This is a genomic window from Micromonospora gifhornensis, assembly GCF_016863515.1.
GTDB lineage: Bacteria > Actinomycetota > Actinomycetes > Mycobacteriales > Micromonosporaceae > Micromonospora > Micromonospora gifhornensis.
Window position 1 is genome coordinate 1 of sequence record NZ_BOPA01000018.1, and the last position, 20,571, is coordinate 20,571.

22 protein-coding genes are annotated in these 20,571 nt (G+C 70.9%); 17 read left to right on the forward strand and 5 right to left on the reverse strand.

What is annotated here, in order from left to right; all coding sequences use genetic code 11:
* A partial coding sequence (locus tag Vgi01_RS12635) for a non-reducing end alpha-L-arabinofuranosidase family hydrolase (protein ID WP_275409911.1) occupies nt 1–190 on the forward strand: 190 nt, incomplete at its 5' end.
* Nucleotides 191–274: 84 nt separating this feature from the next.
* Here Vgi01_RS12635 and Vgi01_RS30610 read toward each other — a convergent pair.
* From Vgi01_RS30610 to Vgi01_RS12645, 3 genes are all read right to left on the reverse strand, one after another.
* Nucleotides 275–670 (reverse strand): HAD family hydrolase, encoded by a 396-nt coding sequence (locus tag Vgi01_RS30610; protein WP_239088918.1) that lies wholly within the window; start codon nt 668–670, stop codon nt 275–277.
* 66 nt (nt 671–736) lie between these two features.
* Entirely contained in the window at nt 737–889 is a 153-nt protein-coding gene (locus Vgi01_RS30615; protein WP_239088920.1) for a hypothetical protein, read from the reverse strand.
* Nucleotides 889–1,728: an amidohydrolase family protein gene (locus tag Vgi01_RS12645; RefSeq protein ID WP_204291118.1), complete on the reverse strand. Its 840-nt coding sequence runs from the start codon at nt 1,726–1,728 to the stop codon at nt 889–891. Before Vgi01_RS12645 ends, Vgi01_RS30615 begins: the two co-directional genes overlap by 1 nt.
* A gap of 113 nt (nt 1,729–1,841) precedes the next feature.
* On the opposite strand from Vgi01_RS12645, the gene Vgi01_RS12650 reads away from it, so the two are divergent.
* The 6 genes from Vgi01_RS12650 (at nt 1,842) to Vgi01_RS12675 (ending at nt 7,709) form a co-directional block, all read left to right on the forward strand.
* A complete protein-coding gene (locus tag Vgi01_RS12650) occupies nt 1,842–3,092 on the forward strand; it encodes a M20 metallopeptidase family protein (RefSeq protein WP_204291119.1) in 1,251 nt (416 codons plus the stop codon).
* Complete coding sequence (locus Vgi01_RS12655) at nt 3,089–4,093, forward strand: Gfo/Idh/MocA family protein (RefSeq protein WP_204291120.1); 1,005 nt, start codon at nt 3,089–3,091, stop codon at nt 4,091–4,093. Before Vgi01_RS12650 ends, Vgi01_RS12655 begins: the two co-directional genes overlap by 4 nt.
* A 15-nt stretch (nt 4,094–4,108) precedes the next feature.
* Nucleotides 4,109–5,410: an ABC transporter substrate-binding protein gene (locus Vgi01_RS12660; RefSeq protein ID WP_233196692.1), complete on the forward strand. Its 1,302-nt coding sequence runs from the start codon at nt 4,109–4,111 to the stop codon at nt 5,408–5,410.
* Nucleotides 5,411–5,473: 63 nt separating this feature from the next.
* Nucleotides 5,474–6,433 (forward strand): carbohydrate ABC transporter permease, encoded by a 960-nt coding sequence (locus Vgi01_RS12665; protein WP_102657135.1) that lies wholly within the window; start codon nt 5,474–5,476, stop codon nt 6,431–6,433.
* Entirely contained in the window at nt 6,430–7,263 is an 834-nt protein-coding gene (locus Vgi01_RS12670) for a carbohydrate ABC transporter permease (protein ID WP_013733402.1), read from the forward strand. The genes Vgi01_RS12665 and Vgi01_RS12670 overlap by 4 nt, the downstream gene beginning before the upstream one ends.
* 122 nt (nt 7,264–7,385) lie before the next feature.
* On the forward strand, nt 7,386–7,709 hold the full coding sequence (locus Vgi01_RS12675; protein ID WP_204291121.1) for an L-rhamnose mutarotase: 324 nt from the start codon (nt 7,386–7,388) through the stop codon (nt 7,707–7,709).
* Between the two features lie 105 nt (nt 7,710–7,814).
* Here the strand turns inward: Vgi01_RS12675 and Vgi01_RS12680 are convergent, their stop codons facing one another.
* Complete coding sequence (locus tag Vgi01_RS12680; RefSeq protein ID WP_102657121.1) at nt 7,815–8,945, reverse strand: mandelate racemase/muconate lactonizing enzyme family protein; 1,131 nt, start codon at nt 8,943–8,945, stop codon at nt 7,815–7,817.
* A 128-nt stretch (nt 8,946–9,073) separates the two neighbouring features.
* Between Vgi01_RS12680 and Vgi01_RS12685 the strand changes: the two genes are divergently transcribed.
* From Vgi01_RS12685 to Vgi01_RS12715, 7 genes are all read left to right on the forward strand, one after another.
* Entirely contained in the window at nt 9,074–10,009 is a 936-nt protein-coding gene (locus tag Vgi01_RS12685; protein WP_102657120.1) for a thiamine pyrophosphate-dependent dehydrogenase E1 component subunit alpha, read from the forward strand.
* A complete protein-coding gene (locus tag Vgi01_RS12690) occupies nt 10,002–10,982 on the forward strand; it encodes an alpha-ketoacid dehydrogenase subunit beta (RefSeq protein WP_204291122.1) in 981 nt (326 codons plus the stop codon). The genes Vgi01_RS12685 and Vgi01_RS12690 overlap by 8 nt, the downstream gene beginning before the upstream one ends.
* Nucleotides 10,979–11,740, forward strand: coding sequence for an SDR family NAD(P)-dependent oxidoreductase (locus Vgi01_RS12695; protein ID WP_102657118.1), 762 nt, complete (start codon nt 10,979–10,981; stop codon nt 11,738–11,740). The genes Vgi01_RS12690 and Vgi01_RS12695 overlap by 4 nt, the downstream gene beginning before the upstream one ends.
* 43 nt (nt 11,741–11,783) lie before the next feature.
* A complete protein-coding gene (locus Vgi01_RS12700) occupies nt 11,784–13,106 on the forward strand; it encodes a helix-turn-helix domain-containing protein (RefSeq protein ID WP_204291123.1) in 1,323 nt (440 codons plus the stop codon).
* A complete protein-coding gene (locus Vgi01_RS12705; RefSeq protein WP_204291124.1) occupies nt 13,103–13,384 on the forward strand; it encodes a YciI family protein in 282 nt (93 codons plus the stop codon). Before Vgi01_RS12700 ends, Vgi01_RS12705 begins: the two co-directional genes overlap by 4 nt.
* Nucleotides 13,385–13,402: 18 nt before the next feature.
* Nucleotides 13,403–14,971 carry a hypothetical protein gene (locus tag Vgi01_RS12710; RefSeq protein WP_204291125.1) on the forward strand — a complete coding sequence of 523 codons (1,569 nt, stop codon included), beginning with the start codon at nt 13,403–13,405 and terminating at the stop codon, nt 14,969–14,971.
* Nucleotides 14,972–15,111: 140 nt separating this feature from the next.
* A complete protein-coding gene (locus Vgi01_RS12715) occupies nt 15,112–16,506 on the forward strand; it encodes an RICIN domain-containing protein (protein ID WP_102657115.1) in 1,395 nt (464 codons plus the stop codon).
* Between the two features lie 60 nt (nt 16,507–16,566).
* Here the strand turns inward: Vgi01_RS12715 and Vgi01_RS12720 are convergent, their stop codons facing one another.
* The gene (locus Vgi01_RS12720) at nt 16,567–17,334 is read right to left on the reverse strand and encodes a FadR/GntR family transcriptional regulator (protein ID WP_102657114.1); all 768 of its coding nucleotides are present in this window, start codon (nt 17,332–17,334) and stop codon (nt 16,567–16,569) included.
* Between the two features lie 155 nt (nt 17,335–17,489).
* Between Vgi01_RS12720 and Vgi01_RS12725 the strand changes: the two genes are divergently transcribed.
* From Vgi01_RS12725 to Vgi01_RS12735, 3 genes are read left to right on the forward strand one after another with little or no spacing between them, the layout of a single operon-like run.
* A complete protein-coding gene (locus tag Vgi01_RS12725) occupies nt 17,490–18,758 on the forward strand; it encodes an ABC transporter substrate-binding protein (protein ID WP_102657113.1) in 1,269 nt (422 codons plus the stop codon).
* Between the two features lie 4 nt (nt 18,759–18,762).
* Complete coding sequence (locus Vgi01_RS12730) at nt 18,763–19,743, forward strand: carbohydrate ABC transporter permease (RefSeq protein WP_204291126.1); 981 nt, start codon at nt 18,763–18,765, stop codon at nt 19,741–19,743.
* Nucleotides 19,743–20,570 (forward strand): carbohydrate ABC transporter permease, encoded by an 828-nt coding sequence (locus tag Vgi01_RS12735; RefSeq protein ID WP_204291127.1) that lies wholly within the window; start codon nt 19,743–19,745, stop codon nt 20,568–20,570. The genes Vgi01_RS12730 and Vgi01_RS12735 overlap by 1 nt, the downstream gene beginning before the upstream one ends.
* Nucleotide 20,571: the final 1 nt, after the last annotated feature.

Below are 20,571 nucleotides of genomic sequence, written 5' to 3' on the forward strand. Positions count from 1 at the left end.
TAAGGCCAACAGCAACGCGACCTGGACCAACGACATCAGCCACGGCGAGTTGATCCGCTCCAACGCCGACCAGACGATGACCGTCGACCCGTGCAACCTGCAACTGCTGTACCAGGGCCGTGCCCCGAACTCCGGCGGCGACTACGGCCTGCTGCCGTACCGCCCGGGCGTACTCACCCTGCAACGCTGACCAGGTGACCCAGTTCCACAACGAGTGACGTGAAAGGCGGGCGGGCTCGGCACACACCGAGCCCGCCCTCGGGTCATGCGACGGTCAGCCTGCGCAGCAGCGCGGGCAGATCCGCCACCGAGTCGACCTCGTGGTCGGCGTCGCCGGTGAGCCCCTCGGCGCGCTGGTCGGCGTACTTGCCGGTGCGCACCTGCACGGTTCCCAGCCCGGCGGCCCGGCCACCGCGCCGGTGTCGACGTGGTCGCCGTCGGCGCGCTTGAAGTACCGGCCGCGCTGCAACGCCACCAGTTCCGCGCCGGCGCGGACCGCCCGGAACGCCTCGTCCAACGCCGGGTAGTCAAGCGTCTCGCGGCAGTCGCCGACCAGCACATGGGTGTACGGGCCAACGGCCGCCACCGTCGGCATCAGCGCGGTCAGCTCCCGGGAGAGCAGCGCGAACGTACGGGCCTGCGCTGCGGTGAGCAGCCGCTCGGCGGCCACCACCGGAGTGAACAGTTCGTCCGCGGCGACGGAAAGCCCGTAGCCGGCCAGTTCGGAACGGATCCGCTAGGCGGTCTTCGAGTCGGTGTTGGTCAGGAACCGCACGCCCAGGCCTCGCTCGCGCAGCTCGGCGATCGCATCACTCGCGCCGCCGATCACCCTCCGGTTGGCGTACAGGGTGCCTTCCAGGTCGAGCAGGACCGCCCGGATCGCCGTCATCAGCGTGCCGCCTGGACGCCGTCGAGGGCGCGCCGCAGGTTCGCGCCGAAGATGTCGGCCTGCTCGGTGCGGGAGAGCTGCGCCAGGCCGACCGGCTCCAGGGTCTGGCTGAACGAGACGTGGTCCAGGCTGGGCGGGAAGTCCGAGCCCCAGTAGAGCCGTCGGCTGCCGAAGCGCTCCAGCAGCAGGTCGACGAAGGGCCGGGCAGCGGAGTGCGGCCAGGCGTGCGTGGGCTCGCTGACCGCGTAGAGACCGGAGACCTTCACCCCGACCTGCGGCAGCCGGGCCAGGTCGAGCAGCGGCGCCAGCGTCTCGGCCGCCTGCTGTGGGGACGGGGGAGTGGGGCGGCTGCCGGGCAGTCCGAGGTGGCTGAACAGCACCGGGCAGGCGTCCAGCCCGGCCAGGGCGGTGCCGAGCCGGGCGGTGGCGGCCGGGGTGGCGTTGAGGCTGAGCAGCGCCCGGGCGGCGGTGAGCTGCGGGGCCGCCGTGGTCAGCCAGGCGGCGAAACGGTCGGCCTGCGCGGTGTCGGCGAGGTAGGCGGAGACGCCCACGAATCCGGCTGCCCACAAGCGGGCCAGTTGGCCGTCTGCCGGCCCATTTGGTGGGACGTAGGCGACCGGGGCGATCCAGGGATGGCTGCCGACGAGCGAGGCCAGGTAGTCGTTGTTGCCGGCGAAGTGTTGCTCGCCCTCGTAGCCCACCACCAGCGCCCGATCGATGCCGTGCACGCGGCGGATGTCCTGATATGCGGCCAGCTCCTCGGCGCCGGCGGGGGAGCGTCCGTAGCGGCCCGGGTAGCCGTTGGCGAACAGGTGCAGGTGGGCGTCAGCGAGGTCCATGGTCACGGACGATAACCCAAATCTGGCCTGGTTATTGACGTGGCCGCCCCCCGGCTTTAGGTTCTTGTCTCAATTAGGTCCGGATTGCAGGCCGCGAGCGAGGAGTGGGCTGGGTGGAGCTGGTACACGACGGGGTCGATGAGCTGGTACGGCTGCGGCGTCAGCTTCATCGCCACCCGGAGCTGCGGTTTACCGAGCATCAGACGGCCGAGACATTGGCCGGGAAGCTCCAGCCGTTCGGTCGGGTGCACACCGGCATCGCCGGCACCGGCCTGCTCCTGGAGCTCGAAGGTGCGCTTCCGGGGCCGACGGTCCTCCTTCGGGCCGATATGGATGCCTATCCGGTCCAGGACGCCAAGACCGAGCCGTACGCCTCCACCAACCCCGGGGTCTGCCACGCCTGCGGACACGACGTGCACATGACCGTCGCCTACGGGGTGGCCGCCCGGCTCGCCGCCGCGCCACCGGCCCGGGGCTCGGTCGCCGTACTGTTCCAACCGGCCGAGGAGATCCCCTTCGGCGAGGCCTCCGGTGCCGCCGCCGCGCTCCTGCACGAAGCCCTGAGCGGTCGCCGCTTCGACGCCGTACTCGGCCTGCACTGCTGGCCGGACCTGCGGGTCGGCACGCTGGGCGTGGACCGCCACACGGCGATGGCGGCCAAGGACGCCTTCCGCATCGAGGTGCTCGGCCGGGCCGCGCACGCCGCCACCCCGGCGCTGGGCCGCGACGCCATTCTCGGCCTCAGCGGCATCGTGAACATGCTGCACGCCGCGGTCGCCCGGTCCCGCAACGCCGACGAACTGGTGGCCTTCAACATCGGCACCATCTCCGGCGGCGCCAGCCAGAGCCAGGTCGCCGCGTACGCCGAGGCCACCGGCACCCTGCGGACCCTCGACGAGGGCACCCGCGAGCGGCTCAAGGTGGTCATCGAGCGGGTCGCCCGCCAGCAGGCCGCCGCGCTCGACCTCGGTATCCGCTTCACCTGGGCCAACGAGATGCCCCCGGTACGCAACGCGGCCGAACTCGTCGCGCTGGCCCACGCCGAACTGCCCGGCCTGGTGGAGGTGGTCGACCTCGCGGTGCCGCCGCTGACCACCGACGACTTCGCGCTGCTCGGCGCGCTCGGCCCCAGCCTGTACGTCAAGCTCGGCGTCACCGGCGAGCGGGGCGGCGCGTCCCTGCACTCCGGTTCCTTCGACGTCGACGAGCGGTGCCTCGAATACGGCGTGAACGCGCTGGAGCGGCTCACCCGGGCCGTCCTGGACGGTCGACTCGTCGCCCCGGCCACCGCGTCCGTGCCGACCCCGGCCGCCACCGCGGACGACACCGGCAGCGACACCGACAGCGCGGCGGTGGCGGCATGAGCCAGCGGGTCGAGGTCGCCGTGATCGGCGCGGGGGCCTTCGGGCTGCGGCACGTCGCCGCGTACCGGTCCCTCGGGGTGCCGGTGACCGCGCTTGTCGACCCGAACCCGGGCGTACGGCAGCAGGTCGCCGCCGAGCACGACGTGGCCCGCACCTTCGGCACGGTCGAGGAACTGCTCGCCGCCGGGACGCCGCAGGCGGCCTCGGTCTGCGTGCCCGGCCCCGCGCACCGCGACGTCGCGGTCACGCTGCTCGCCGCCGGCGTGCCGGTCCTGGTGGAGAAGCCCCTCGCGGCGACGGTCGCCGACGCCGAGGCCATCGTCGCCGCGGCCCGCACCCACGGGGTGCTCTGCCAGCCGGGACACATCCTGCGGCACAGCGCACCGCACCGGGCGCTCTACGACGCGGTCCGCGCCGGCCGACTCGGTCAGGTGCTGGCCATCTCGTCGCGCCGGGACCGGCCGCGCACCCTCAGCCGGCTCTTCCCTGACGAACACCCCGCCCTACTCACCGCCGTGCACGACATCGACCTGGCCATCTGGTACGCCCAGTCGCCGGTGGTCGAGGTCCGCGCGGCGGCCCGGACCCGACCCGGATCGGCGACGCCGGTCCTGGTGTGGGCGGAGCTTCGGCACGCCAACGACGTCGTGTCGTCGATCCGCAACAGCTACCTCCTGCCTGAACACACGCCCAACCACACCTCGGACCTGGTCGAGGTGTACGGCACCGACGGGGTCGCACACGTCGACCTCGGCCACCCCACGCTGCTCGTCCAGGGCGAGCAGACCGAGGCGCCGGACTGGCTGCTGTCGCCGGTCGACGGCGGCGGTGCACTCGCCGCCGAACTGCGCCACTTCGTCGGTCAGGTGACCGGCGTCGAGTCGGTGGCGGTCGTCCCGCTCGCCGACGGATTGCACGTGGTGCAGGTCGCCACGGCCATGGCCGACAGTGCCGCCGCCGGTGGCGCGCCTCGTCGGATCTCCCCCGAACCCCTTTCCTGACAGGAGTTTGCGCCGATGTTTCGACGTAGATTGACAGGTGTCCTCGCCGCCGGTGTGGCCACCGCCGCGCTGCTCGCCGCCTGCGGCGGTGGCGGTGACGACGCCGCCGACGGCCCGGTGACCCTCAAGGTGCTCACCTGGGAGCCGGGTGGCACCGAGTACTGGCAGCAGGTGAAGAGCACCTTCGAGGCCAGCCACCAGGACATCAAGCTGGACCTGCAGTCGGTCCCGTTCGACAAGTACCCCGAGGTGCAGGGGCCGTACATCACCTCGCAGTCCGGCCCGGACGTGATGGCCAACAACGCCGGCCTGGAGCTGTTCGACAGGCGAGGGGCGTACACACCGCTGGGCGACAAGGCGGCCGAGATCAACAAGGATCTGGTCACCTACAGCGGCGCCTGCGAGGAGTTCGACACCAGCAAGCCCTGCTACGGCGTGCCCTTCTCCTACCAGGGCAACGTCCTCTACTACAACAAGGACGTGCTGACCGCGGCCGGGCTCGACCCGGAGAACCCGCCGGCCACCTGGGACGAGTTCGGGGCGGCCTGCGACGCGGTCAAGAAGGCCGGCAAGACCTGCCTGGCCCTGGGTCTGTCCGGCACCTTCCCGGCGTACTGGGACTTCCCGGAGATCGCCCGCAACTACCTGACCGAGGACGACATCCGCGGCGTGCTCAACGGCACGCTGTCCTGGAAGGACCCGAAGCTGGTCCAGGTCCTGGAGAAGCTGGCCGAGATCACCACCAAGGGCTGGGCCAACAAGAACGCCCCGTCGATCACCATGCTGCCCGACGGCGCCGACATCTTCCAGCGCGGTGACGCCGCCTTCGCCGGCACCATCATCTCCGACGCGGTGAACTGGGAGGCGTTCGGCAAGGCCCTCGGCGACGACAAGCTCGGCGTCACCCGCTGGCCGGCCATCAACCCGTCCGCGCCGCTGGCCGGCAAGTTCTCCGGCATCGAGGGCGCCGTCTACGGCGTGACCAAGTGGAGCGAGAAGAAGGAAGCCGGCCTGAAGTTCATCACCTGGCTGGCCGGCAAGGAGAACGGCGAGCTCTGGGTGAAGTACGCCAAGGGCCAGCCGCTGAACAAGAACGTGGACCCGGCGCTGCTGCCGGAGTCGCCGGCCTTCAAGAAGATCCAGGAGCTGATCGCCGAGCCGACCCTGCACGCCGGTGTGATGCTGTCGGGTCCGGAGGCCGACGCGCTGGCCCGCGGCTGGCAGCAGGTCACCCTCGGCCAGCTCACCGTCGACAAGTGGGCCGACCAGATGCAGCAGGCGCTGGAGCGCAGCCCGACGAAGAAGCAGGGCAACTAGTCGCATCGGGTGGGGTGGCCCAGCGCCACCCCACCCGCCAGCTTCCCGGGGGAGGACAACCCGATGAGCATCTCCACCGCGCCGGCCGCCGAGCCGGCCGCCGCGACGACGCCACCTGCGCCGGTACGCCGTACCCGGCGTTTCCGGCACGCCCGGGAGTGGTGGTTCGGCGCCCTGCTGGTCCTGCCGGCACTGGCCCTGGCGTTCACCTTCAAGCTGGTGCCGCTGGTGCGGGGCGTCACCACCAGCTTCGAATCCTCCAGCGGGTTCGGTGACAGTTCCTTCGCCGGGTTCGACAACTACACCCGCATGTTCGACGACCCGATGGTGCTGGCCAGCTTCCGCAACGCGTTGCTGGTGGTGGCCACCCTCCCGGTCTGGATCGTGGTACCGCTGGTGCTGGCGGTGCTGATCCACCAGCGGGCACCGGGCTGGAAGTTCTTCCGGGCCGTCTACTTCATCCCGTACACCATCGCGCCGATCGTTGTCGGCATCATGTTCCGGCAGATCCTCGCGCCGGACGGACCGATAAACGCCCTGCTGCGTACGGTCGGGTTGGAACCGCTGGCCCTCGAATGGCTCAACGGCCGCAACAGCGCGCTGTTCTCACTCGTCGCGGTGGCGCTGTGGAGCTTCTTCGGCCTGGGTGTGATGACCTACCTGGCCGGGCTGGCCACCATTCCCGACGAGGTGCTGGAGGCCGCGTACCTCGACGGCGCCGGCTTCTGGCGGCGGCTGTTCTCCGTGGTCGTGCCGATGCTGCGCCCGACCGTGGCGTACTGGAGCGTGCTCTGCGCCTCCGGCGTGCTGATCTGGCTCTTCCCGCTGATCTACGCGCTGACCCAGGGCGGCCCCGGTGACGCCACCATGCTTCCCGAGTACCTGGTCTTCCTCACCACCTTCCAGTTCCTCGACCGGGGTTACGGCTCGGCCATCGGCATCGCCCTGTTCGTCTTCGTCGCCCTGATCTCGGTCTTCAGCGTGCGGCACATGTTCAAAGAGGGGACCCGGAAGCCGCGATGAACCGGCGATACTCCGCCCAGATCGGGCGCTACCTGTTGGTCTTCGCGTTGGTGGTGGTCGCGGTGGCGGCCCTCTACCCGCTGCTGTTCACCGTGGTCAGCTCGCTCAAGACGCAGACCGGGTTCGCCCGCGATCCGCTCGGACTGCCGTCCGGGATCACCTTCGACAACTACGTCGAGGCGTTCAAGCGGATGAACATGCCCCGACTGCTGCTCAACTCGATCATCACCACGGTCGGTGGGCTGGTGCTGTCGGTGCTGGCCGCGATGCTCGTCGCGTACACCGTGACCAAGCTGCGTTTCCGCGGCGGCAAGCTGGTCTTCCTGTTCATCATCGTCACTCTGACCATCCCCAGCCAGGCGATCATCTACCCGCTCTACCAGACGGTGCTGGACCTGGGCATGTCCGGGGAGTACCAGGGCCTGATCCTGGCGTACGCGGCCTTCGGCCTGCCGTTGGGCACCTACCAGCTCGCCGGCTACTTCCAGCAGGTACCCGACGAGTTGATCGAGGCGGCCCGGGTCGACGGCGCCGGACACTTCACCATCCTGTTCCGGTTGCTCGCCCCGATCGCCACCCCGGCGCTGGCCGCCCTGGCCATCTTCAACTTCGTCTGGATGTGGAACGACCTGCTGCTGCCGCTGGTCATCATGGGCGGCTCGGACTCCAAGACCCTGATGGTCGGCGTCTCCCTGCTCAGCGGCCAGTACGACGTGTCGGTGCCGCTGGTCAGCGCCGGCCTGATCGTGGCCCTGCTGCCGGTGCTGATCATCTACCTGGTGTTCCAGCGGCAACTCATCTCCGGCGCGCTCGCCGGCTCCGGCAAGTGAGCGACCCGGTGCACCGCCCTGACCCGGATACTCCTCATCGTCCGGACACGGGTCACGCCGGTCCCGTCCCCGATCCCGGCACCGGATCGGGAACGGGACCGGCCTGCGGGCCAGGCACGCAGGTGTGTCACCTGTACCGCCTGCGCCCGGGGGCGGAGGCCGAGTACGAGCGCCGGCACGCCGAGTTGTGGCCGGAGATGGCCGCCCTGCTCGACGAGGCGGGGATGTACGACTACCACATCTACCGGCACGGCCTGCTGCTGATCTGCGTGCTGCGTACCCGGTGGGGCTTCGACCACGCCCGTCGGGTCACCGGCGCGTCGTCGGTGCAGGCGCGCTGGAGCGCCTCGCTGGCGCACCTGTTCGCCGAGATCGCCGACGCCGACGGTGAGCCACTGTGGGCGTACCCGGTGTTCCACCATCCCGGCCGTCCGCCGGCCGGCTGAGCCCTCAAACACCGGTGCGCCGGATCGCCAGTCCTCGGGCGATCCGGCGCACGGTGTTAACAAGGGGCCCGTGCTCTACCGCAGGCGTTAATAAGGTGCCCTTCCTTACACCGCGTACGCGACGGAGCCGTCGGCGCGGTAGGGGATGCGGGTCAGCGGGCGGCCGGTGAGGTCCAGCGGGGTCTCGTCGGCGAGGTCCAGGGTGACGCCCAGGCCGGGCGCCTCGGGCACCGGCAGGAAACCGCCCTGGCGGCGTACGCAGGCGCGGGCCGGGCCGTCGGCGAGGGTGTCGTCGAGAGGGGAGTACTCCTGGGTCACGAAGTTGGGGATCGCGGTGTCCAGCTGCACCGAGGCCATGGTGAGCAGCGGCCCGAGGCAGTTGTGGCTGACCACGGCCGCGTGGTACGACTCGGCCAGCGCGGCGATCTTGCGGGCGTGGCTGATTCCGCCGGCCAGACCGAGGTCGGGGCGGACGTACTGGGCGCCGCCCTGGGCCAGCAGTTCCTTGAACTCCCAGATGGTGTGCAGCCGTTCCCCGTTGGCCATCGGCACCCCGAGCGCCCGGCGGGTCACCTCGGCCTGGCTGCTCACGCTGTCGATCTGGATCGGGTCCTCGACCAGCAGCGGATGCAACCGGCCGACCGCCGGCACCACGGCCTCGGCCTGCAACGGGGTGAGCTTGCGGTGCAGTTCGATGAGCAGGTCGACGTCGGGGCCGACGGTGTCCCGGACGGCGGCGGTGGTCGCCTCGGTCTCGGCGACCAGCCGGGCCAGCGACAGGTCACCGTAGTTGGCCGGCAGCGGGTCGAACTTCACCGCGGTGAACCCGTCGGCGGCCGCCGCGGCAGCCTGCTCGGCGAGGGCCTGCGCGCCGGTGCCGGGCAGCAGCAGGTGCAGCCGGATTCGGTCGCGCACCCGGCCGCCGAGCAACTGCCAGACCGGCACCTCCAGGCGCTTGCCGAGCAGGTCCCACAGGGCCAGGTCGATCGCGGAGACGGCGGCGGTGAGCACCGATCCCCGGAACGGACCCATCCGGTAGAGGTGGTGCCAGTGGTGCTCGATCCGGTTCGGGTCGGCGCCGAGCAGGTACGGGCGGAACGTCTCCACGACCGCGTGCACGGCACCCGGATAGCCCCAGCAGGCGGACTGTCCGACGCCGACCAGCCCGGTCGACGTGTGTATCGCGACAAAGTGCGCGTCGCCCCGCACCACCGACTCGACGGCGGTGATCTCCATGCTGCCCCCAAATTAGAGACCTATAACGGCCACAAACTTGCTCCTGCACTCTTCCATAGCATGACGCCCCTGGTCTAGGCTCCAATCCGAACGAGCCGGAATAGGGCTCTAAATCTTCAGGGGGTGTGATGGGTCTGCCGGACGACTACCGGGCGATGGCCCGGATCCGCCGGTTCGAGGAGCGGCTTACCGCCCTCAAGGACGCCGGCGAGATCCCGGGCTCGATCCACCTGTGCAACGGGCAGGAAGCCATCCCGGTCGGTGCCGCGCGCACACTGCGCGACGGTGACTACGTGACGGCGACCTACCGGGGGCACGGCTGGGCACTGGCCCGCGGCGTGGACATGGCCGGACTGTTCGCCGAGATGATGGGCCGCGACTCGGCCGTCAACGGCGGCCGGGCCGCCTCGCCGTACCTGTCCGACCCGGGCCGCTGGTTCGTGGGGGAGAACTCGATCGTCGGCGCCGGGGTGCCGATCGCCACCGGCGCCGCGCTCACCGCGCAGCGCACCGGCAGCGGTGCGGTCTCGGTGGTCAGCATCGGTGACGGCGCGATGAACCAGGGCAACGTGCACGAGGCACTCAACATGGCCGCCGTGCTCGATCTGCCGCTGGTCCTGGTGGTGGAGAACAACGTCTACTCGGAGATGTCCCGCATCGAGGACATGGTCCGCGTCCGTCAACTCGCCGAGCGGGCCGCCGGGTACGGGATCCCCGGCCGGGTCGTCGACGGCAACGACCCCGACGCGGTCGCCGAGGCGGTCGGCGAGGCGGTCACCCGCGCCCGGGAGGGCTCCGGTCCGTCCATCGTGGAGGCGATGACCGAACGCCTCGTCGGTCACTACAGCGGCGACGCACAGCACTACCGGCCGGCCGGTGAGGTCGCAGCCGCCCGCGAACGCGAGCCGCTGGCCCGCATCCGTGCCGCCGCCGACGCCGACCTGGCCGCCCGCCTCGACGTCATCGACGCCGAGGTGGCCGCCGAGGTCGAGGCCGCCATCGCCGCCGCCCGCGCCGTGCCGTACCCGGACCCGGCGACCGTCAAGGAGTACGTCTATGTCTGAGTCGTTGCGGTACATCCAGGCCGTCAACGCCGCGCTCACCTGGGCACTGGACAGCCGGTCCGACACCGTCTACTTCGGTGAGGACGTCGCCCTGCCCGGTGGCCCGTTCGGCGCCACCAAGGGCCTGCACAAGCGGTTCGGCTCCGAGCGGATCTTCGACACCCCGATCTCGGAGACCGGATTCCTCGGCATGGCGCTCGGCGCGGCCATGACCGGCCTGCGGCCGATCGCCGAGATCATGTACGCCGACTTCACCTTCGTGGCGATGGACCAGATCGTCAACCAGATCGCCAACATCCGCTACTCCAGCGCCGGCCGGTGGAAGGCACCGCTGGTGATCCGGATGCAGCAGGGGTACTCGCCGGGCGCGTGCGCCCAGCACTCCCAGTCGATCGAGGCGTACCTCGCGCACACCCCGGGTCTGCGGGTGGCGCTGCCGTCCACCCCGGACGACGCGTACCAGATGTTGCGGACCGCCGTGGTCAGCGACGACCCGGTGGTGGTCGCGGAGGCCCGGATGCTCTACCCGACCCGCGGTCCGGTCCGCACCGACGCGCCGGTCGAGCCTGTCGGCGGGGCCCGGGTGGTCCGCGACGGCCGGGACGCCACGGTGGTGGCCTGGTCCCGGATGGTCCCGGCAGCACTGGCCGCCGCCGACGAACTCGCCGCCGAGGGCATCGAGACCGAGGTGATCGACCTGCGCTGGCTCAACCCGCTGGACTTCGAGACCGTCGGCGCCTCGATCTCCCGCACCGGCCGGCTTGTCGTCGCCCACGAGGCGAACCTGACCGGCGGGTTCGGTGCGGAGATCGCCGCACGGGCCGCGTCGGAGTGCTTCACCGACCTGCGTGCCCCGGTCGCCCGGGTAGCCGCGCCGGACGTGCCGATGCCCGCCGCACCGGCGCTGCAGAAGGCCGTCGTACCCGAGGCGGCGCACGTGGTCGAGGCGGTCCGGCGGACGGTCAACCGGTGACCGGCGTCGCCCCGGCGGCCGGCCTGCTCACCGGCCGTCGGGTGGTCGTCGTCGGCGGTGCCTCCGGCATCGGGCTGGCCACCGTGCGGGCCGCTGCCGCGGCCGGCGCGGCCGTCGCCGTGCTCGACGCCGACGCCGCCGGTGCGGCCGACGCCGCCGAGCAGGCCCGAGCCGCCGGGGCGACCGCCTGCGCCCATCCGGTCGACGTGACCGCCGAGGCGCAGGTGTCCGCGGCACTCGACGCGGTCGCCGCCGAGTTGGGCGGGATCGACGCGGTGCTGCACGTCGCGGGCGTCATGCGAGGTCAGGGCACCGAGCTTGCCGACCTGCCACTGGAGCTGTGGCAGCAGGTCATCGCGGTCAACCTCACCGGGCCGTTCCTCGTCGCCAAGCACGCCGTACGGCACCTCGGCGGCGGTGACGGGGTGCTGGTGCTGGTCGGCTCCAAGGCCGGCGTGCTGACCGGATCCGGATCGGTACCCTACGGCGCGAGTAAGGGAGGACTGCACGGCCTGGCCCTGACGCTGGCCCGGCACCTCGGTCCACAGGGGATCCGGGTGCACACCCTGTGCCCCGGCGACATCGACACCCCGCTGATGCGGCGGTCGCTGGACGAGGCGCGGGCCAACGGCGTCAACGGTGCCCAGGTCGCCCGGATCGAGGCGGCCCTGGGCCGCCCCGAGGACGTGGCGTCGGTGCTGGTGCTGCTGGCCTCGCCGGCCAGCGCCGGCATCGCCGGCACCGTCTACACCGGCTGAGCAGCCCGACCGGCAGACAGGGCGACGACGTGGAGGCGGCAGCGTGATCGGGATCATCGGCCCGGAGGACTCGATCCGGCTCGTGCAGGAGGTGGCAGCCGGGGAAGGCCGCGCGGAGGAGGTGAGCGTCCGCACGTACACCGACCCGGAGCAGGCCCCCGAGCTGGCTCGCGAGCTGGACGACGTGTGCCAGGTGCTGCTGTTCACCGGGCGCATCCCGTACAGCTTCGCCGCGGCGGCCGGTGGGCTGCGCGCCGAGATCGACTACATCCGGCACGCCGGGATCGACCTGTACCGCACCCTGTCCCGAATGCTGCTCGCCGGTGCCGGCCAGCTGCCCCGGGTCAGCGTGGACACCATCGAGGCGGACACCGTCCGGGAGACGTACCACGACATCGACCTGACCCCGCCCACCGAGATCCTGCCCATCGCCGACTCGTCCGGCCTGCTGCTGTCCTCGCTGGCCGAGGTCACCGCCTACCACCGCGAGCGGTACGAGTCCGGAGCGGTCGAGGCGTGCCTGACCTGCCTCGGCGCGGTGCACCGGGAGCTGCGCGAACGCGGGGTCCCGGTCTGGCGTGTCGAGCACACCCGCGCCTCGGTCCGCGACGCGTTGCGCCGGGCCTGGCTCGCCGCCGAGGTACGCCAGTCCCGGGCCACCCAGATCGCGGTGATGATGATCGAGGTGGCCGAGTCGGCCAGCCGACCGCAGGACCCGTACCAGGCGGAACGACAGCGCCTGCGGCTGCGTGAGGCGCTGCTGGAGCACGCCGAGCGGATGCGCGGGCGACTCAACACCATCGACGACCGCACCCTGGTCATCACCACCACCCGGGGCACCGTGGAGAGCGCCATCGCCCGGCACCGGGCCGGACACGCCTCCCTGCTCACCCTGCGCGGGGTGGACGGGGAACACACCGTCGGCTTCGGCGCCGGCACCACCATCGCCGCCGCCGAGGCCAACGCGCGCCAGGCACTCGCCCTGGGCCGGGGTGGCGGCGACACGCACGTGGTCTTCCCGGACGGCGAGATCTACTCCACCCGGGGCAGCGCGGTCAAGCAACGACTGCGCGAGACCGCCCCCGGCGTGCTGCGCGTCTCCGAGCAACTGCGCCTCGGGCCGCTGTCCACCCGGCGGCTGCTGGAGGCGCTGCACCAGATGGACCCGAACCAGGTGACCGCCCGGGGACTGGCCGACGCGTACGGGGTGGAGGCCCGATCGGCGCGCCGGCTGCTCAAGGCGCTGCGCGCCGCCGGGTTCGCCGAGGAGGTCGGGGTGCACGTCAGCACCGGCGCGGGCCGGCCGCAGACCGTCTACCGGGTGGCCCTGCAACGTCTCGTCGGCGCGATCGGGGCGGACGCGTGAGATTCGAACAGACCTGGCTGGTCACCGCCACGTTCGCCGCCGACGCCACCGTGCGCCGCGAGCCGCACCGGGCCGCCCACCTGGCGTACGTGCGGCACCTGCTGGCCGACGGCACCGCCCTGATCGCCGGAGCCCACGCCGACCTGCGCGCCTCCGTGCTCGTGCTGCGGGCGGCCGACGCGGCGGCGGCCCGCGCCCTCGTCGAACACGATCCCTACTGGCGTAACGGGGTGTGGACGGCCATCGACGTCGTCGACTACCTCGCCGCCACCCCTTGAGTCCCTCGGGAGGTCATGATGTCGTACCGTCCGTTCTCCGGCGTCCGGGTGCTCGGCGCCGAACACGCGCCGTTCGCGGCCACGCTGCTGACCGAGGCGCTGGGGCAGGGCACGGAGCCGGTACGGCTCACGCCCGACCCGGCCCTGCCGGAGGGCGGCTTCCGGGTCGAGGTGCCGGCCACCGGGGAGATCCGGATCGTCGGTGACCCGTTCGCCGGGCTGATCTACGGCGTGCGGGACCTGCTGGGCCGGGCCACCCCGGACGGGCTGCCCGTCGGGACCTACGACAGCGCCCCCGGGCTGCCGCTGCGCACCCTCTGGACCTGGGACCACTCCACCAACTGGGACCTGCGTCAACTGGGCCTGCAGGAGATCGGCGCGCTGAACCCGTACGCCAAGGGCGCCGACGCCTTCGGTGCCGACTACCGGCGGCTCGTGGACTTCTGCAGCGCCGAACGCATCGGCGGGATCGTGGTGTACGGGCTGCTGCGCGACGCCCACGGCGGCGTCGACGCGGCCCGCGACCTGTGCGAGTACGCCAACGCCCGGGGTGTGCGGATCATCGCCGGGGTGGGCATCAACGCCTACGGCGGCGTCTACTTCGACGGCCGGCACCGGTACAACCTCGCCACCTGGCTGCGCCAGCGCCCAGACCTGGCGGCCGAGCTGCCGAAGAAGGTCGGCTTCGACATCGACGAGTTCGGCGACCTGCACTTCCCGGCCAGCGAGTACATGATGGCCGCCTGCCCGTCGCAGCCGGAGAACCTGGCCTGGAACCGCGACGCCATCGACTGGCTGCTGGACACCCTGCCGGTCGGCGGGATCAACTTCGAGACCGGCGACTACGGCAGCTGCGCCTGCGCGCGCTGCACCGCGCACACCGGTGGCGAGCGCACCTCCTGGTCGTACGAGGCGATGCGGTCGGTGTATCCGACGCTGCTGGACACCGCCCGGCGTACCGGCCCGGCCGGGGTGCCGCTGCGGCACCTGGTCGAGGTGTACTGGGACAACATCTTCGACCTGGACGCGCAGCGTCCGCTGGCCGACCTGCCCGACGACGTGGCCTACCAGTACTGCATCAACCGGGGCTTCTGGTACGACAACCGGGAGCGGCTGACCGCCGAGCACGTGGCGGCGCTGCCGCACACCACCAACGTGCTGCGCACCCACGCCGGGTCGCAGTGGAACCGGCAGCGCCACTCCTGGGTGCCGGAGATGTACACCGACATGGCGACCCGGACCGCCGCCGCCGGCATGCGCGGGCTGACCATCTTCGCCGAGGCGTCCGCGTACCACCCGACCAACGAGGTCAGCTACCTGGCGTACGCCCGGTTCTCCTGGAACCCGGAGCTGGCCTGGGCCGACTTCTGGCGCGACGAGGTGGCCCCCCGGTTCGGCGGTTCGGCCGAGGCGGAGGCGTTCCGCGACGGCGCGGCCCTGCTCGACGACCCGGCGGCCGACGCCGACGCGCTGGGCAAGGTGCGCGGCGACGCCCTGGCGATGGTCGCCGCCACCAGCGGCGAGGTGCAGCGACGCTGGTTGTGGCTGGCCGAGCGGGCGGCCCGGCACGCGCACTCGGCCGGATAGACCTCTGTCGTTTGACGTATGACGTTTTCATAGTTAACTTTCGATGGCTGGGTTGCCCGGCCGGCGCCACCACCATGCCGGCGCGGCCGGGCCCGCTCGGGCGCACGCCCCGGGTGAGTCCCCGATCGAAGGAGTCGGCCATGAACGTCATCGGTGAGGCTCGTCCCGCCTCCCCACCACGCCGCAGATGGCGGTCGGGACTGGCGGCGGTCGCTGCCGCCGTCCTGACCGCCGGCACACTCGTCGCCGTGCAGGCCGCCCCGGCCGCCGCGGCGACGCCTGACACCAACGCCTGGTACGTCCTGGTGAACCGCAACAGCGGCAAGGCGCTGGATCTGTACGCCTCGGCGACCGGTGACGGCGCGCGGATCAGCCAGTGGACCCGCAACAACGGCGCGAACCAGCAGTGGCAGTTCGTTGACTCCGGCGGCGGCTACTACCGGATCAAGTCCCGGCATTCCGGCAAGGTCCTCGACGTCTACAACTTCTCGACCTCAGACGGCGCCGCGATCGTGCAGTGGTCGGACCACAACGGGACCAACCAGCAGTTCCGGTTGGCCGACTCCGACGGCGGTCACGTCCGGCTGATCAGCCGGCACAGCAACAAGGTCGTGGAGGTGCAGGGCGCGTCCACCGCCGACGGCGGCAACATCGTGCAGTACGCCGACTGGAACGGCGCCAACCAGCAGTGGCAACTCGTCCGCGTCGACGGCGGGGGCAGCACACCGCCACCACCGACGGGCGGTACGGGCTGCGGCAAGGCGCCCACCCTGAACAGCGGCACGCACACGATCTCCAGCGGCGGCAAGAGCCGGTCGTTCATCCTGCGGGTGCCCGCCAACTACAACCAGAACAACCCCTACCGGTTGATCTTCGGCTTCCACTGGCGTGGCGGCACCATGCAGGACGTCTCCTCGGGCGGGACCAGCGGCGCCGCCTGGTCCTACTACGGCCAGCAGGAACAGTCGAACAACTCGGCCATCCTGGTCGCCCCGCAGGGGCTCGGCAACGGCTGGGGCAACGCCGGCGGTGAGGACGTCGTCTTCGTCGACGACATGATCAGGCACATCGAGAGTGCCCTCTGCGTCAACCCGCGCCAGCGCTTCGCGCTCGGCTTCAGCTGGGGTGGCGGCATGAGCTACGCCCTCGCCTGTGCCCGGGCCGACGTGTTCCGGGCCGTCGCGGTGATCGCCGGTGCGCAGATCAGCGGCTGTTCCGGTGGTTCGCAGCCGATCGCGTACTTCGGTCTGCACGGCATCTCGGACAACGTGCTGAGCATCGGCCAGGGGCGGTCGCTGCGCGACACGTTCGTCCGCAACAACGGATGCACCGCGCAGAACCCGCCGGAGCCCGGGGCCGGCAGCCGGACCCACATCACCACCGCGTACTCCGGTTGCCGGGCGGGTTACCCGGTGCAGTGGGCCGCCTTCGACAACGGGCACATGCCCGGCCCGGTGGACGGCACCTACGCCGAGAGCGGCGTCACCACCTGGACCAAGGGTGAGATCTGGCGGTTCTTCGCCCAGTTCTCCTGACCTGCGCCGGCCGGCCGCCGCCACCCGTTGCACGACGGGTGGCGGCGGCCCGGTCGTCGATCAGCGCTGGAGCCGGGGCACCTTGCCGGAGCCCTTGCGGCGGACCAGCCACGCCTCGGTGATGTGGGTGAACATCGCCTCGGCGGCACCCTCGGGGTCCCGGGCGGCGATCCGTTCGTAGATGCGGCGATGCCCGCGGTTGGACGCCACGCACAGCGAACGCTGGGTCCGGCCCATGTAGCGCGCGGTGTTGACGACCTGGCTCTCCAGCGACCGGACGACACCACGGGCGATGCGGTTGCCCGAGGCCTGCATGATCACGTCGTGGAAGGCCCGGTCGTGGTCGTGGTAGGCGACCTGGTCGTCGACGAGCTCGTCCATCCGGTCCACCAGGGCGCGGAGCCGGTCGAGGGTCTCCTGGTCGGCCTGCCGGGCGGCGACGTGGGCCATGTCCGATTCCAGCAGCCGCCGGGTGACCACGAGGTCGTCGAGGATGGCGAGGCTGTCGTCCTCGGCGATGGTGGCCGCCAGGACCAGTTCGTCGAGCATGTCCCACATCGACTGCGGGGTGACCATCGTGCCGGCACCCTGGCGGACCTGCACCAGGCCCTTCTCCTGGAGCACCTTCACCGCTTCCCGCACCACGGTGCGGCTCACCGAGAAGGTCTCGCAGAGGACCGGTTCCGGTGGCAGGGCCGTGCCGGAGGGGTGCACCCCACGGACGATTCGCTGCACCAGCTCGGCGGTGACCGCCCTGGCGAGGTTTGTGGGTCGCCGGACCCAGGCCGGGGTCACGAGGCCTTCGAGGGTCGTCTCCGGTGGCGTCATGTCCCCTCCGATTTGCTTTGCCGTGGCACGACGTCCAAGAGATCAGTGTACGTCCCGCCTGTTGACCATCAGACGTCATACGAGTTACGTTCCATCGATCGATTGTCGGCGTGGCGGCCGGGCCGTCAGCCAACCCCGTTCAGAGGTGAACAACGATGAAACAGCGCGCGTTATGGTCAGCCGCCCTTGTTGTCGGACTGGTGACGATGGCGGGCTGCGGAAGTGCCACCGGATCGGGCAACTCCTCCGGCGGCTCCGCAGACAAACTGGTGGTGTGGGACTGGAAGTCGGGCGAGGCTTCCGCCGCACAGTACCTCGACAAGGCAAAGGCCGACTTTGCCAAGAAGCACCCCGACGTGACGGTCGAGTTCGTCGCGCAGCCCTTCGACCAGTACTACACCCTGCTCGGTGCCGCGATCCAGGCCGGCAAGGGCCCGGACGTCATGCTCTTCAACGGCGGTGGCCAGATCCGCGACCGGGTGGACGCCCTGGTGCCGCTGGACGAGTACGTGGCCGAGGACAAGCAGCGGCTGGCCGGCTGGGACGCCTTCACCTCCGACGGCAAGACCTATGCCGGCCCGGTGACGTTGCAGGGCCACCCCATCTACTACAACAAGGCGCTCTACGCCAAGGCCGGGCTCGACCCGGCGACGCCGGCCACCACCTGGAGCAAGTTCCTCGCCGACTGCACCGCCATCGCCCGGGCCGGCGCCAAGTGCTTCGCCCTGGGCAACAAGGAAGGCGTGGGCATCCAGTTCTGGCTCTCCGCCCTGGGCTCGGGCATCCTCACCGCCCAGGAGTACGACGACTGGATCGCCGGCAAGCGTGACTGGAACTCGCCGAACGTCAAGCGGGTCTTCGCGCTCTGGAAGGAGGCCGGCGAGGCGGGCCTCAACAACGACGGTGCCAACTCGACCGCCATGTTCAACGACTCCTTCGCCATCTTCCAGTCCGGCAAGGCCGCCCACATCATCGGACTGATGTCCGACGTGGGGCACTGGAAGGACTTCAACGAGTTCCTCACCCCCGAGAACCTCGGCGTGATGAGCGCGCCGGTGGTCACCGAGGGCACCACGCCCAGCCTGGCCTACGACGGCGGCATCGGGTACGCGGTCGCGAAGTGGACGAAGGATCCCAAGATCGCCGCCGACCTGGTGCGCTCCCTGACCTCGACCGACGCGCTCAAGGCGTTCTACGCCGACGCCGGCGCGGTCGCGGCCGACACCACCATCGACGTCTCCCAGGGCGGCGCGGCCGTCGCCGGCATCGTCTCCGAGCTCAAGGGCGGCAAGCCGGCCCTGCACGTGGCGCTCTCCTCCAAGACGATCGACCTGATGGGGCGGCTCTCCCAGCAGCTGCTCAGCGGCTCGATCACCGTCGACGAGGTGGTGAAGCAGTTGGCCGCTTCCGACCAGGCGGGCTGAGCGCGTGCCGATCGGAAACACGCAGCCGTCGGTCCGACCGGCTCTGGCCGGTCGGACCGGCGGTCCGGCGGTCGACCCCGCCGCCCGCCGCCGCCCTGCGCGCCGCGCCGGCAGCGGCGGCGGCCTGCGGGCCGAGCGCCTCGCCCCCTACATCCTGGTCGCACCGGCAGTACTGATCATCGTGCTGCTGCGGCTCTACCCGCTGCTGCTCGGCGTCAACTTCTCCTTCACCGGCGACGGGACACGCAACGGAACGGCGGTGGGCATCGACAACTACCGCGAGCTGTTGACGGACCCGCTGTTCCGTACCGCGTTGGGCAACGTCGGGTGGCTGGTGCTGCTGCTGCCGGTGGCGGTGGCGATCCCCGGGCTGCTGGCCACCTTCATCTACCTGCGGGTGCCCGGTCACCGCGTCTACCGCAGCGTCTACTTCTTCCCCGCGGTGCTCTCCCCGGTCATCGTGGGCGCGATCTTCAACCTGCTGCTCGCCTTCGACGGCCCGGTGAACGCCGTCCTCGGCGCGGTAGGCGTCCCGCCGACCGACTGGCTGGGCAACCCGGACATCGCCATGTTCGTGGTGGTCGGGGTGCACGTCTGGGCCACGTTCGGCATGTCCCTGGTGGTCTTCCTGGCCGGCTTCGCGACGCTGGACAGCGCCCTGCTGGACGCGGCCCGGGTGGACGGAGCGTCGCTGCCACAGGTGATCCGGCACGTGATCATCCCAGGTCTGTCCCGGACCATCCAGTTCGTCTTCGTGACCACGATGATCGGGATGCTGACCTCGATGTTCGGCCTGCTCTACGTGATGACCAGCGGCGGCCCCGAGGGCTCGACGTATCTGCCGGAGTACTACATCTGGATCCAGCAGGGCCAGATGAACCGCCCCGCCCTCGCCTCGGCGGCCTCGACCGTGCTCTTCGTGATCATGCTCGTCGTCGGGCTGTTGCAGATCCAACTGCTCAGGCGGGCGGGGAAGGAGAGCTGATGTCCCACCTGCGGCGCGGGCGATGGCTGATCGCCCTTCCGATGTCGTTGCTGGCCCTGGCGACGATCTACCCCCTGTTGTTCACCGCCAACGTGGCGATGAAGACCCGACGCGACTACATCCTCGACCGGTTCGCCCTCACCGATGCCCTGCGCTGGGAGAACATCAGTACGGCGTGGACCAGCGTCGGGATGGGCCGCTACTTCGTCAACTCGCTGGTCGTGGTGACCTCGTCGGTGATCCTGCTGCTGCTGCTCGGCTCGATGGCCGGTTTCGCCCTGAGTCAACTGCGCTTCCGCGGCTCGTCGGCGCTGTTCCTGGGCTGCCTCGCGGGCCTGTTCGTGCCGTTCCAGGTGATCATGGTGCCGCTGGCCCGGATCATGGCCGACACGGCGCTCATCGACACGTACCCGGGGCTGATCCTCGTCTACGTGGCGCAGTTCCTGCCCTTCACCGTCTTTCTGATGACGAGCTACTACCGGGGCGTGCCACCGGAGATCATCGACGCGGCCCGGATCGACGGCAACAGCATCTACGGCGTGTACCGCCGGATCATGCTGCCCCTGGGCACACCGGCGCTGCTGTCCGTCGGCATCCTCAACGCGCTGTTCTGCTGGAACGACGTACTCATGTCGTTGGTGATGATGCCGTCGGCCGAGCACCGCACGCTGATGGTGGGGGTGACCTCGCTGCGGGGGCAGTACTCCGACGACATCCCCACCTTCGCGTCCGGTGTGCTGATCGCCGCCATCCCCGTACTGGTGGTCTACCTCTTCCTCCAGCGCCAGATCGCCGACGGCGTCGCCGCCGGCTCCACGAAGGGTTGAC